Source organism: Blautia sp. MB18-30 (assembly GCF_023669475.1).
Taxonomy (GTDB): Bacteria; Bacillota; Clostridia; order Lachnospirales; family Lachnospiraceae; genus Blautia_A; species Blautia_A fusiformis.
Window position 1 is genome coordinate 1 of sequence record NZ_JAMOYY010000005.1, and the last position, 12,478, is coordinate 12,478.

At 45.9% G+C, this 12,478-nt stretch carries 12 protein-coding genes; 3 read left to right on the forward strand and 9 right to left on the reverse strand.

Annotated features, from left to right (window positions below; all coding sequences use genetic code 11):
- Positions 1 to 195 precede the first annotated feature (195 nt).
- Positions 196 to 1,104: a LysR family transcriptional regulator gene (locus NCY57_RS03370; protein ID WP_021652297.1), complete on the forward strand. Its 909-nt coding sequence runs from the start codon at positions 196 to 198 to the stop codon at positions 1,102 to 1,104.
- 141 nt (positions 1,105 to 1,245) lie between these two features.
- Here the strand turns inward: NCY57_RS03370 and NCY57_RS03375 are convergent, their stop codons facing one another.
- The 6 genes from NCY57_RS03375 to NCY57_RS03400 form a co-directional block, all read right to left on the reverse strand.
- Entirely contained in the window at positions 1,246 to 2,034 is a 789-nt protein-coding gene (locus NCY57_RS03375) for a shikimate kinase (RefSeq protein WP_021652296.1), read from the reverse strand.
- A gap of 326 nt (positions 2,035 to 2,360) precedes the next feature.
- Entirely contained in the window at positions 2,361 to 3,260 is a 900-nt protein-coding gene (locus NCY57_RS03380) for a LysR family transcriptional regulator (RefSeq protein ID WP_015527022.1), read from the reverse strand.
- A 79-nt stretch (positions 3,261 to 3,339) separates the two neighbouring features.
- Positions 3,340 to 4,011 carry a YkgJ family cysteine cluster protein gene (locus tag NCY57_RS03385; protein ID WP_161208698.1) on the reverse strand — a complete coding sequence of 224 codons (672 nt, stop codon included), beginning with the start codon at positions 4,009 to 4,011 and terminating at the stop codon, positions 3,340 to 3,342.
- Complete coding sequence (locus NCY57_RS03390) at positions 4,011 to 4,457, reverse strand: DUF6483 family protein (protein ID WP_242981955.1); 447 nt, start codon at positions 4,455 to 4,457, stop codon at positions 4,011 to 4,013. The genes NCY57_RS03385 and NCY57_RS03390 overlap by 1 nt, the downstream gene beginning before the upstream one ends.
- Before the next feature lie 48 nt (positions 4,458 to 4,505).
- Positions 4,506 to 6,701: a DNA topoisomerase III gene (locus NCY57_RS03395; protein WP_195635121.1), complete on the reverse strand. Its 2,196-nt coding sequence runs from the start codon at positions 6,699 to 6,701 to the stop codon at positions 4,506 to 4,508.
- Positions 6,702 to 6,854: 153 nt separating this feature from the next.
- Complete coding sequence (locus NCY57_RS03400) at positions 6,855 to 7,529, reverse strand: response regulator transcription factor (RefSeq protein WP_148447401.1); 675 nt, start codon at positions 7,527 to 7,529, stop codon at positions 6,855 to 6,857.
- A 179-nt stretch (positions 7,530 to 7,708) separates the two neighbouring features.
- Here NCY57_RS03400 and NCY57_RS03405 point away from each other — a divergent pair, with 179 nt between their 5' ends.
- Both NCY57_RS03405 and NCY57_RS03410 read left to right on the forward strand, forming a co-directional pair.
- Positions 7,709 to 8,641 carry a diacylglycerol/lipid kinase family protein gene (locus NCY57_RS03405; RefSeq protein ID WP_173739614.1) on the forward strand — a complete coding sequence of 311 codons (933 nt, stop codon included), beginning with the start codon at positions 7,709 to 7,711 and terminating at the stop codon, positions 8,639 to 8,641.
- 73 nt (positions 8,642 to 8,714) lie between these two features.
- Positions 8,715 to 9,404 (forward strand): phosphatase PAP2 family protein, encoded by a 690-nt coding sequence (locus NCY57_RS03410; protein ID WP_059085370.1) that lies wholly within the window; start codon positions 8,715 to 8,717, stop codon positions 9,402 to 9,404.
- A 25-nt stretch (positions 9,405 to 9,429) separates the two neighbouring features.
- Here the strand turns inward: NCY57_RS03410 and NCY57_RS03415 are convergent, their stop codons facing one another.
- From NCY57_RS03415 to sfsA, 3 genes are read right to left on the reverse strand one after another with little or no spacing between them, the layout of a single operon-like run.
- The gene (locus tag NCY57_RS03415) at positions 9,430 to 10,446 is read right to left on the reverse strand and encodes a glycosyltransferase family 2 protein (protein ID WP_114002018.1); all 1,017 of its coding nucleotides are present in this window, start codon (positions 10,444 to 10,446) and stop codon (positions 9,430 to 9,432) included.
- Positions 10,443 to 11,498 (reverse strand): A/G-specific adenine glycosylase, encoded by a 1,056-nt coding sequence (gene mutY, locus NCY57_RS03420; protein WP_250789486.1) that lies wholly within the window; start codon positions 11,496 to 11,498, stop codon positions 10,443 to 10,445. Before mutY ends, NCY57_RS03415 begins: the two co-directional genes overlap by 4 nt.
- Positions 11,499 to 11,510: 12 nt before the next feature.
- Positions 11,511 to 12,191: a DNA/RNA nuclease SfsA gene (gene sfsA, locus NCY57_RS03425; RefSeq protein WP_044961964.1), complete on the reverse strand. Its 681-nt coding sequence runs from the start codon at positions 12,189 to 12,191 to the stop codon at positions 11,511 to 11,513.
- Positions 12,192 to 12,478 lie beyond the last annotated feature (287 nt).

The following is a 12,478-nucleotide window of genomic DNA, read 5'->3' on the forward strand; positions in this document are numbered from 1 at the left end:
ATACAAAACAAATTGATTGTACCAGGAGAATCCATAGATTTTATCAATATATCATGTTATACTATATAAAACATATTCAGCCGTATTGCCGCCGTCACTGCATACGGCCCGGCAAATCTCTTATGTCTGTCAGACTTACCGGGGATCTGTTCGAAGTAAAACATTCAGATAAACTTACGAAAGGAGTATTGAAAAATGAATCTGTATCATCTTCGCTATTTCGTGACACTGGCTCATCTGGAACATTATACAAAAGCTGCGGATGTTCTGGCCATCACACAGCCCAGCCTAAGTCACGCGATCTCTTCTCTGGAGGAAGAGCTTGGAGTGAAATTATTTGAAAAAAACGGACGGAATGTTTCTCTCACCAAATATGGCAAGTCTTTTCTGGAGGATGTGGAACAAACCCTGAACCGGCTGGATTCCTCCGTAAACGGTCTCCAGCTTGCAGGAAAGGGAGAAGGACAGATCGATGTGGCTTTTCTCAGAACTCTGGGTGTTGACTTTATGCCAAAGATCATCCGCAGCTTTCTTAATGCCAATAAGGGAAAACAGATCCATTTCAATCTGTTCTGTGATAAGGTTCTTACCGGCGATATCCTCACCGGACTGAAAGAGAAGAAATACGATATCGGCTTCTGTTCCAAATTTGACGACGAACCACTGATCGAATTTATTCCGGTTGCCAAGCAGGATCTGGTCGTCATCGTTCCGCCGGAACATCCTCTTGCTGAGAAATCCGAGATCCATCTGGAGGAAACGCTTCCATACAAGCAGATCATCTTCAAGAAGAGAAGCGGTCTCCGCCAGATCATTGACCAGTTATTTAAGAGCATCGGTCAGTACCCGGATGTGGCTTTTGAGATCGATGAGGATCAGGTTGCCGCAGGGTTTGTTGCCAATGATTTCGGCATCTGCATTGCACCGGATATCCCGATTCTGCACTCTCTGAACCTTAAGATCCTACCCCTTGTCTCTCCAAGCTGGCAGCGGAATTTCTACATGGCCATGCTGAAGGATGTATACCATCCGCCGGTCGTGGAAGCCTTTAAGAAATTTGTGATCGAGGAAACCTCGAGGGAGATTTTTTATAAGACCAATTAAACGATCTGTTCATCTGCAAATATATGGTCCGGATCTTTTATATCATAAAGGACAGCTGTCCGATCTCCGTTCTGTTTCTGTACGGTTTATCGGACAGCTGTCCCTTTTATATGTAAAACTATTCTGTTTTATGATCAGCAGTTATTTATTTGCCTCTGCCTCACGAAGTCTGTGGATCAGCTCCTCGCAGATCTCAAGCTCACTCTTTCCGTCTGTCTCAACAACTATATCTGCTGCTGCCTCATATTTCGCGCGACGTTTTTCCAACAGATCAGCGATAAATGAAACATTTTTGTTGTTCTCAAGTAAAGGACGGTCATGATTATCCTTTACACGTTCCAGAATAGTTTCCGGCTTTGCAGTCAGAAGTACAACACGGCCATTTTTTTTCATCTCGGTAACATTGCGCTCCCGCATCGGAACACCACCGCCACAGGATACTACAACATTAGATCTGGACTGCATCTCGATCAGAAGATTTGTCTCGAGCTCACGGAAATACTCTTCACCGTAAGTCTCAAAGATATCGGAAATGCTCATTCCCTGTCTCTCCACGATACACTGATCCATCTCCACAACATCCATGGCAAGAACATTCTTCAGATAATCGGAGATCGTAGATTTACCAGCTCCCATAAATCCGATCAGGAAGATATTATAATTGAAAAGATTTCTGGACTGGATCCTTTTACTGTTCTGTGTGATGCTTGCAAAAACATCATTGACCTCTTTCTTATGACGTCTGCCTTCCATTCTGGCTTCCAGCCATCCTTTCTGCTTCGCCTCCTGTTCCGGCTGAAGTACCGGAAGATCGTTAGCTTCCTTGTATACCATGATGTCCTCTACGATCCTGTTTCTCATAAGGAGTGCGTCCAGGATGATCTCATCGCACTGTCCAAGGCTTTCTCTTAATACTTCTAACTGGTTCATAATATCTCCTTTACTTCGTTCATTTTATTACGGATTTCCGTCATCACTTTATCACTTTAAATCAAGTATCTATCCTTATTATACCAACTGGTCATTTTTATCTCAACCCAAATTTTCATTGAATTTACGCATGTGATCTATAGATTATTTTTATATTTTTTAGGCACGGCAAAGATATCTGACGCAGGACTTCACGCTATGATGGACTGGATTGTTTGCAGTAATTTATGGAATTGCTATAGTATTCACGCCAGGATCTGTGTCAAAAAAATCTCCGCCCTTTTACAGAAGCAGAGATTTTTTACAGAAATTTTATCACCAAGATTCTACTGTATCACTTCATAGATCCGGTAATGCTTGTATATATAATCCCGGAACTGCTCCACAAGCGCACTTGGATACCGGTTTTTCATCATTCCCATGTATATGTAACGACGGCAGTGCAGATTCTCAATATTTAAGATTTTCACAGGAAGTGTATGGATCACCGGTACATCCGGCACAATGCCTACACCAAATTCCTCCGCCACCATACCTGCCAGTGCACCATCCTCTTCTACCTCAAAGGCCGTCTCCGGTGAAAGTCCTTCCTTTTCGAAAAGCTCCCGGATCACAAAATACAGTCCGCTTGCAGGGGTAAAGGTCACCTGCGGATACTGCCCCAGCTCTTTTATGGTCACTGAATTTCGGTCTGCAAGAGCATGGTTCTCAGGCACTACAGCCACCAGCTTTTCTTCTGACACCGGCACAAAGCTGATCTCCTTCTCACCCTCTGCCCGGGAACAGAAGATCACGTCGAATTTCTCTTCTTTCAGACCCCGGATCAGACTTCCGGTAGCTGCATTCTGAAAACGGAAATCAATCTTCTTCCCCTCCTGTTCATTAAGGAAGCCCCGGACAAGCTCCGGGATAAATCTGCGTCCCTGGGTATGGATATACCCGATGGAAATACTTCCTCCCGGAATCCTTGCCGCTTCCTGTATCCTCTCCACACCAAGATTCAGGATATGTAAGGAGTCCTGCACATATTTCAGAAACATTTCCCCGTATTTGGTCATGGTCACATTTCTTCCGTGACGCTCAAAAAGTGGAACCTGCAGTTCCTTTTCAAGGTTGGAGATCGCATGGCTCAGGCTTGGCTGGGTTATATCCAGCCTCTTGGCTGCTCTGGTATAATTTTCGATCTGGGCAAGAGTCACAAAATATGTGAGCTGATTTAAGTTCATATGTCAAAAAATCCTTTCTTTCCTCCGCGCGAGAGACTTTCAGGCAGGTAAGCTCAGACACCTCGCTGCCTGGTCTGTTTCACACTCCAAGGCTCAGGAGTTCTTTTCCCGCCGCAAGTCTCTCATAAAACTGCTCATAAAAATCCCGCTTCTCATCATAAGGCTTCCTGTAAAACTGGTTCACCACATACATGTTCAGGTTTCGGATCAGATCACTGTCCTCGCTCTCATAGAGAACCGACTGGACATCCAGAAGAAAATAATGCCAGTCACAGACAAATTTTTCGTAATTTCGAAAATCCGGAGTATCTACCCATTTCCGGACCTTGATCTTACTGCGGCTGGTCTTTTTGCACTCGTGGATCTGAAGGATGTATTTAAAACTCCCGTCCTCATAGTATCTTCCCAGCGGGAACAAACGGCAGAAGCCCGGACGGAAACTGTGGATGGAGCATCTTCCGTTGCCATTCAGAAATACGCATCGTTCCTCTGCCCCTGTCATCCTAAGATGCGGCAGAATATTTCCGTCTGTGACGCCAAGCTCTATTTTTCCGGCAAGCAGCTGGTCCACACTTAAGTGAAGTCCCTGACTTAACCGCCATACATCCAGCGGATCCAGTACAACAGAATCTCCCATTCCCGTACAGCAGTCAAAACAGCCCTTACAGTCCTGACAGTCTGCCTTTACCATGTCATTTGCCTCGTATAAACGACCGTCGGAAATTTCCTCCAGTGTAACCTCCCACCGCATCAGACAAGTGCCTCCAGTCCTGTAACTCCCCAGTCCTCAGCCAGGCTTTTCAACCCGTCCAGGATCTCCTCCCTGGAATAATCGTGATCATCCAGGTAATCTACGTCCATATCATTGAGATGCAGATAAAAGGTAAGGGCAAGCTCCAGATAATCCGGATCATCTTCCTCCATGTTCATAAGAAGCTCATTTTCCGCTCCGTTGATATCACCCTCATCAGCAAGTCCGATAACCTTCTTAAAAAGCTGGTCTGCCTCTGTATAATCTGCCTCTGCTGCAGGAAGTGTATACTGCGGCATATCTCCCTTAAGAAGAAGTCTTGTGATCAGTCTTGCGATATCCTGAATATTTCCTGACATTCTGTCATCCTGTAATCCCAAATCGTTTTCCTCTCTTTCTGCTGTCCTGTTCTGCCAGACACATTTCTCCGACCGATGTATCTGCATCCGGTCCTCCGCTCATCCGAACCCCGGATATCTGGACAGGCAATTTATTTAATCCAGTTTAATTCCTGACAACGCCTGTGCAAATGCATTGTTCACCGGCTCATTGGCCTCTTTCTGCTGTTTCTTAAGATAACGCTGCACATCACGCTTATTCACACCTGCACCCTCTTTGGCTCGTCTTGCCTGGAAGGATGAAAGCTTTTCTTTATAGCCGCACTGACATACAAAGGTCTCTTCTTTTCCCTTCAGAAGCATCTCCATACGCTTATGGCATTTCGGACAGCGCGCATTGGTGGTCCTGGATACTGTCTCTCTGTATCCGCATTCCCGGTCCTCGCACACCAGCATTTTGGCATTCTTTCCGTTGACTGCCAGAAGATGTTTGCCGCAGTTAGGGCACTTCTTGTTTGTCATATTGTCATGGCGGAAGGTTCCCTGTCCGCCTTTGATCTCATCTACGATCTCACAGGCATATTTACGGATCCCTGTGAGGAATTTATCCTGACGGAGCTTTCCGTTTGCAATATCACTGAGCTTCATCTCCCAGTCTGCGGTAAGCTCCGGCTTTTTCAGTTCTTCCGGAACCAGCTCCAGAAGCTGTTTCGCCTTGGAGGTAATGTAGATCTCATTGCCTCTTTTTTCCATCATAAAGCTGTTGAAAAGCTTCTCAATGATGTCCGCTCTTGTGGCTACCGTTCCAAGTCCACCGGTCTCACCAAGGGTTTTTGCCGCTTTTTTGTCGTGGCTTTCCATAAAGTGGACCGGATTTTCCATGGCACCAAGAAGTGTGGCCTCTGTAAATCTGGCCGGTGGTTTTGTTTTTCCGTTTGTAAGGGATGCGGATTCCACGGTAAGTTTCTGGCCTTCCGTAAGCTCCGGAAGCTGCTGGTCTTTCAGCTTATCCGATGAATCCTCTTCTTCCTCATCCTGCCAGCCTCCTTCATAAACCTCTCTCCACCCTGCACTTTTTACAATACGTCCGCTTGCAGCGAAAGTTTCTCCTGCTGCAGTTCCTTCCATGCTTACCAGCTCATATACAGCCGGCGGATACAGCACGCTCAGGAAACGGCGTACTACCATATCGTAAATCTTCCGTTCCTCGTTGGTCATATGATCCAGCTGTACAAACTGTTCTGTAGGAATGATGGCATGATGGTCACTGACTTTTTTGTCATCCACAAAGCCAGCACTGGTCTGGATCGGTTTATTGACCAGCGCACCGGCAAGTTTTCGATAAGGACCTGTCCCGCATGCCTGAAGACGCTCTTTAATGGTAGGAACTACATCTTTTCCTATATATCTTGAATCCGTTCTTGGGTAGGTAAGGACTTTGTGATTCTCGTAGAGCCTCTGCATGATATTCAGAGTTTCCTTTGCAGAAAAGCCGTATTTCTGATTGGCTTCTCTCTGAAGAGTGGTCAGGTCATAAAGCCCCGGCGCATAGGTCTTCTTCGGCTTTCTGGAAACCTTTGTTATGGTAAGGTTGCTTTTTCCTGCCTTTGTCTGGATCTCCTGGGCACGCTCCTTCTTAAAGGTGCGGAGGCTTCCGCTTTTTCCGTCACGCCAGGTCCAGCGTACATTTCCCGCCTGCAGAGTGATCCCGTAATAATCCTCCGGCTTAAATTCCCGGATTTCCTGCTCTCTTCTTGCGATCATGGCAAGGGTGGGGGTCTGCACACGTCCGCAGGAAAGCTGGGCATTATATTTACAGGTCAGCGCTCTGGTCCCGTTCATTCCCACCAGCCAGTCCGCCTCCGCCCTGGCCTGTGCCGCATGGTAAAGATCATCATAATCATGGCCGTTTTTAAGGTGGGCAAAGCCGTCACGGATTGCTTTGTCCGTTACGGATGAGATCCACAGACGCTTGATAGGTTTATGGCAGTCTGCCTTTGCAAGGATCCACCTTGCTACCAGTTCTCCCTCACGTCCGGCATCTGTGGCAATGATGATCTCCCCGATATCCTTCCTGTAAAGCTGAGTTTTCACCGCATTGTACTGCTTGGAGGTCTGGCGTATCACCACCAGTTTCATTTTCTCCGGCATCATGGGAAGCGTGGAAAGCTCCCATTTGGTATATTTTTTATCGTATTCTTCCGGATCTGCCAGTGTTACCAGATGTCCCAGGGCCCAGGTCACTACATAGTCTTTTCCTTCCAGGGTTCCGTTCCCCTTCTGACTGCAGTGGAGGACTCTAGCAATGTCTCTGGCAACGGATGGCTTCTCCGCAATTACTAATGATTTCATATTTTTTCTTTCACCTCTTACTCTTTGGAGCCTGTTTCCTAATGGCTCCGGGGTTCAACTATTATAGCATGAAAAAAGCACTTCGTCCAGAAAAGGGCCGAAGCCTTTTTCCGTCGAAATGCTCTTTACTTTCATATTACTCTCAGCAGCTGTTCATGCACATTTTCCGCTGATCTTATAACCCACTCCACGAACTGTTTCCACCAGATCTCCTGCCGAGCCAAGCTTCTGGCGAAGGGTACGGATATGTACATCTACGGTTCTGCTCTCCCCGTCGAATTCATATCCCCAGATCTGATTTAAAAGCTGTGTTCTGGAAAGAACCGTACCACTGTTTTTCAGAAGGAGACAAAGCATCTCGTATTCTTTCAGTGTCAGATTCACAGGCTCCTGATCAACAGTTACCTCATGTCTTCCCGGACATACATAAAGATTTTCCATACGATACTCCTCTGCGCCATTGTCCTCTGATCTCCGAAGAAGGGCACGTACCCTGGAGATCAGTTCCATCATGCGGAACGGCTTCGGAATGTAATCATCTGCACCGCTGTCCAGACCTACCACGGTATCAAACTCACTTCCTTTTGCAGTAAGCATGATCACCGGAAGTTTCCGCACATCCGGACGGATACGGATTTTTTTTAAAATAGACAGTCCGTCTTCCTCCGGAAGCATAATGTCCAGAAGCACCAGTGAAGGCAGTTCTTTTTCCAGCGCTTTCCAGAAAAGTGATGGCCGTTCAAAACCCTGTGCCTCCAGACCCTGACTGTTTAATGTATATACAACAAGTTCACGGATACTTTCATCATCTTCCACAAGATATATCATAATTTTCCTCCAGCTTCATTTTTCATCTGATACGTGCAAGTATAAAGTGCATTCGTAAAATCCAGCATAGAAAAAAGGTTAAGTTTATGTAAAATATAGAAATCCTTAAGAAATTTTAATTTGTAAAAGCCGAACGTCAATGTTATGATAAAGCAGAGAGTTGTTTGGAGGTTTTTTTTATGTATTCTTTTATTGTGAATCCCAATTCAAGATCCGGTGAGGGACGTAATGTCTGGAACCGGCTTCGCAGCATCATGGAAAGTCAGGGGATCTCATATCAGTATTTTCTCACAGAATATGTGGGACACGCCACAGTACTGGCACGAAGGATCAGTGCCGCCGGAACACCGGAGGATCCGGTAACTCTGGTAACAGTAGGCGGTGACGGCACTATTTATGAAGTACTTACCGGGATCATTGATCTGTCTTCGGTTGTTTTCGGATTTATCCCGGTCGGGTCCGGCAACGATTTCTGCCGCAGTATGGGCCTGCCCTTTGATCCTTTTGAAGCGCTTCGCTCTATCCTTGAAAACAGACGGACCATTTTCATGGATGTTCCTGTTCTCCACCTTGGCAGCCATTCCTACCGTTTCGGCATCAGTGCAGGAATGGGCTACGATGCGGCAATCTGTCAGGAAGTCCTGATCACACCTGGCAAAAAATTTCTCAACCGTCTCCATATGGGTAAACTCATCTACCTTATGGTGGCACTGAAGCAATTTCTCTTCCTTACTCCGTCCCCGGTCACGATAACACTTGACGGGAACAAGCCACAAACCTTCAGTAGGACTTGGTTTGCGGCTGTAATGAACCAGAAATATGAAGGCGGAGGCTTTAAATTCTGTCCAAACGCCAGTCCGGAGGATGGTTTACTGGATGTGATCGTTATTGAAGGAATCTCCAAGCTGAAAATGCTGTTCTGCCTGCCGAGCGCTCTCTGGGGAAAACATACCCGCATTCGCGGTGTACATATTTTACAGTGCAGGAACGTACATATTACAAGTGCCCATTCCCTTCCTGTGCATAAAGACGGAGAATCCGGCGGGATCCAGCGTGAATTTTCTGTGACCATTGAAAAGAAACCTTTAAAAATCATAATGCCTGTGTTATAGTAGCAGGTAGATACTTAACAAAAAAGAAGCTTAAGGCTGACATCAGCCATACCTCAAGAAAAGGAGCGGCAAAATGTTGAGTAAAATAAAAAAATACAGGCACGGTTTTATCATAGCTATCTATTTCGTTGCCTATCTTATCCTGTTTGGATATCTGGAGCAGCGGCCTGTACGAGCCTACCATATTGTACATACTGTTTTTGATGATATGATCCCGTTCTGCGAGATTTTTATTATTCCGTACCTTTTATGGTTTCCATATGTGATAATGACGGTTGTGTATTTCCTGTTTCGCAATAAGAATAAAAAGGAATATTTCCAGCTGATCTTCAACCTGATGATGGGAATGACGGTTTTCCTTGTTGTTTCCTACATCTATCCGAACGTTCAGTATCTCCGCCCTGCGGTATTCCCCAGAAGCAACATCTTTACACGACTGGTGGCTGAGATCTATCGGACAGATACTCCCACCAATATCCTGCCAAGTATCCATGTATTTAATTCCCTGGCTGTTTATTTTGCCATTCATCACTGCCAGGCACTAAAAGACAGGAAATGGCTTCAGCGAGGAGCTCTGATCCTTTCTGTTCTGATCATCCTGTCCACCATGTTTATCAAGCAACATTCTGTGATCGATGTATGTCTTGGCACCACACTGGCACTGTTCGGACATCTCCTGTTCTATCCACAGAGAGTGGATGATTATGAGGAACAGCGCTCCCTATCCCATATGCGTAAGAAGAAGCCGGAACAGAATTTATAAAAAAAAGCCCCGTTTGGGGCTTTTTTTAATTAAATCCATAAAACTTCTGACAGATCTTATAGGCTGCCACAAACATCTTTCTTCCACCTCTTCCGGGAAGATTGGACACCCTTCCGAAGAGACTTCTCCGAAGCTTCCGGTACAGTCCCATATTCTGGTCTTTGATGTAATCCTGCAGCTCCTGTTTTTTATCCAGGCATTCCTGCGTTGCAGCTCTTACCAGCATGATCGAAGAAACGGTTGTGATGATATCCAGATAGCTGAACATATAAGCACGAAGTCTGCGGTTGCTCACATTAGCCTTCAGATAGGCGTCCACCATCAGTTTGTTTACACGGATCTGCTGATCGATACGCTTGATCATCACTTTCTCATTGACAGACTGATCATCTCTTCCAATAAAATATCGATAGAAATTTACATCCAGATAATAGAGATTTTTTACATAGGGAAGCGGCTCAAACGCAAACAGGTTATCTACGTAGAACGTATGCTTCGGAAGCTCCATTCCACAGTCATGGAGAAGTTTTGTACGGTATATCATGGAATGCATAAGGAGATACTGGCCTTTTTTCATGTGGCGTACCTCATCCCATCCGAAAATCTGGTTTGTCGGAAAACAGTGTCTGTACTGCATGATCTTTTTGCGGGTAGCTCCCTGCTTCTCATAAACGAAATTACTGATGAGAAGATCCACGGTCTCAGCCCCACGTGTCAGTTCATAAAGTGTTTTCAGGACCTCATAGTAGGCGTCCTGATTTACCCAGTCATCACTGTCCACAACCTTGAAATAAAGTCCTGTTGCATTTTTGATCCCTGTGTTGACTGCCTGTCCATGGCCGCCATTTTCCTGATGTATGGCTTTTACGATAGTTGGATATTTCTCGGCATAATCATCTGCAATCTCGGCAGTACGGTCACTGGAGCCATCATCTACAATGATGATCTCCACTTCCTCTCCTCCGATCAGCAGGGAATTGATGCATTTTGACATATAAGCCTCTGAATTATAGCATGGTATTGCTACGCTCAAAAGTTTCATGAGTTTTCCTCCTTCATATATCTGGTGTATGCGCGAAACGCAGATGGTATTGCATATTTTTTATCGGATTCTCTCTTATCCACAAACAGGAACTCCCCCTGCGGTGCTTCTTCCAGAGAGGATACAGCGATACGATAAGCACACATCCTCCATTCAATATGGGAAAAAATGTGCTTCGCATCCGACAGTGCTTCGATCCGCAGTGGTTCCAGCCCCATGGCTTTTACCCGGGCAAGTGCCGCCTTCTCCGTCAGATGTCCTTCCACATTTGGAAGCTCATAAAGGCCTGCCAGAAGTCCTGTATCCGGACGTTTACGGATCGCTGTACCTGCTCCGTCCTGGATCACAAGGACCGTTCGCTGTTCTATGGTGCGGGCTTTCTTCGGTGCTTTTACGGGAAGTTCTTCTACAGTTCCATGCTTTCTGGCAAGGCAAAAATGCCCCAGCGGGCATTCTTCGCACTTTGCTACTCCGTTTGGAACACAGACTACAGCTCCCAGCTCCATCATAGCCTGGTTGAAATCCCCTGGTCTGTCCTCAGACATCTGCTCTGTAAGATCATTTTCCACCGATTTCCGTACAGACTGTTTCATGATATCTCCACGGTTTTCGGTGAGTCTTGCGTATACCCGCAGCACATTTCCATCTACTGCAGGGACTTTCTTTCCGTAGGCAATGGACGCAATGGCACCTGCCGTATATCTTCCTATTCCTTTTAACGAGAGAAGTGTCTCAAAATCCTCAGGGATCCTGCCTCCATATTCTTCCATGACCTGAACAGCCGCTTTCTGCATGTTGCGGACACGGCTGTAATAGCCAAGGCCTTCCCACAGCTTGATGATCCTCTCTTCCGGTGCCGCCGCAAGGGCTGCTACATCCGGAAGTTCCTGGATAAAGCGCTGAAAATAAGGTTTCACAGCTTCCACTCGGGTCTGCTGGAGCATGATCTCAGATACCCAGGTATAATAGGCATTGTCTTTATCTCTCCAGGGCAGGATCCTTTTGTTTTTATCGTACCATTTCAGAAGGGGTTCTGCAATGTTTTCAGGCATATCATTTCCTTTCTATAATCTTACCGGTATCGGATCACAGATCTTCATGGAATCTTCCGTGACGGCACAGTCATAGGCCAGGATGTGAACACCGGCATCTGCTGCCGCCTTAAGTGTCTCTCCAAATTCCGGATGTGTCTCCCGATTTGGTTCAAAATACCTTACACCCTTCATCTGGATCACCAGAAGAAGATACGCCTCATAGCCGTCAGCTGCTGCATGCATCAGCTCACAGAGATGCTTGATCCCCCGTTCTGTAGGTGCGTCCGGAAAGCGCACGATATTATTTTCTTCCAGAGTGACGCCTTTTACCTCGATAAAAGCCTTTCGCTTCCCGGATTCCACATACAGGTCAAAACGGGAATTTCCGTATGTCTTTTCTCTCCTGACAGTCACTTTCTCCGGAAAAAGATTTCCGGCCGCCACCCACTCTTCTGCTGCTTTATTTGGGGCCTGGGAATCCATATTGATCCAGCGGCCCTCCTTGTTCACACTGATCAGATCGTATTTCGTTTTCCTGGCAGGATTATCACTCTTTTCCAGGATCACTTCTGCTTCCGGAACAAGAAGTTCCCGGCATCTGCCTGTATTCTTCACATGGACCGTTTCCAGCTGATCCCCGATCTGCACATGAGCGATAAAACGGTTAGGCCTGTCTTTGAATATACCTCTGATCGTATTCTTATAATTCATAGTTTTTCCCTCGTAACCCTTACTATAACATAAAATCTTCAAAAGCGCAGTTGCTTTTTTTTCTTTTCTCATATAGAATTATTTTGATAACTGTTCACTGGTAATATTCCGCGAGGTGTTTTTTGTGAGCGAAGGCCACAGAAAACCCGAGACATACCGCGCGAATTTATGCGATTAACATAAATTCTGTGCATCGCGAAGCGTATTGCTGAGAACGGAGTGAACAGTAACTTGTTTTGTACTATGTCCAGTACAAAGGGTTGCTTTTTTTACATATCATAGTTTTT

Excerpts from the sequence above, each read along its gene's own strand:
- NCY57_RS03375 (WP_021652296.1), bottom strand. The coding sequence starts at position 2,034 with ATGAACCAGTTAGAAGTATTAAGAGAAAGCCTTGGACAGTGCGATGAG.
- NCY57_RS03385 (WP_161208698.1), bottom strand. The coding sequence starts at position 4,011 with ATGCGGTGGGAGGTTACACTGGAGGAAATTTCCGACGGTCGTTTATAC.
- NCY57_RS03405 (WP_173739614.1), top strand. The coding sequence starts at position 7,709 with ATGTATTCTTTTATTGTGAATCCCAATTCAAGATCCGGTGAGGGACGT.
- mutY (WP_250789486.1), bottom strand. The coding sequence starts at position 11,498 with ATGCCTGAAAACATTGCAGAACCCCTTCTGAAATGGTACGATAAAAAC.
- NCY57_RS03380 (WP_015527022.1), bottom strand. The coding sequence starts at position 3,260 with ATGAACTTAAATCAGCTCACATATTTTGTGACTCTTGCCCAGATCGAA.
- NCY57_RS03400 (WP_148447401.1), bottom strand. The coding sequence starts at position 7,529 with ATGATATATCTTGTGGAAGATGATGAAAGTATCCGTGAACTTGTTGTA.
- NCY57_RS03395 (WP_195635121.1), bottom strand. The coding sequence starts at position 6,701 with ATGAAATCATTAGTAATTGCGGAGAAGCCATCCGTTGCCAGAGACATT.
- NCY57_RS03390 (WP_242981955.1), bottom strand. The coding sequence starts at position 4,457 with ATGCAGATACATCGGTCGGAGAAATGTGTCTGGCAGAACAGGACAGCA.
- NCY57_RS03415 (WP_114002018.1), bottom strand. The coding sequence starts at position 10,446 with ATGAAACTTTTGAGCGTAGCAATACCATGCTATAATTCAGAGGCTTAT.
- NCY57_RS03370 (WP_021652297.1), top strand. The coding sequence starts at position 196 with ATGAATCTGTATCATCTTCGCTATTTCGTGACACTGGCTCATCTGGAA.
- sfsA (WP_044961964.1), bottom strand. The coding sequence starts at position 12,191 with ATGAATTATAAGAATACGATCAGAGGTATATTCAAAGACAGGCCTAAC.
- NCY57_RS03410 (WP_059085370.1), top strand. The coding sequence starts at position 8,715 with ATGTTGAGTAAAATAAAAAAATACAGGCACGGTTTTATCATAGCTATC.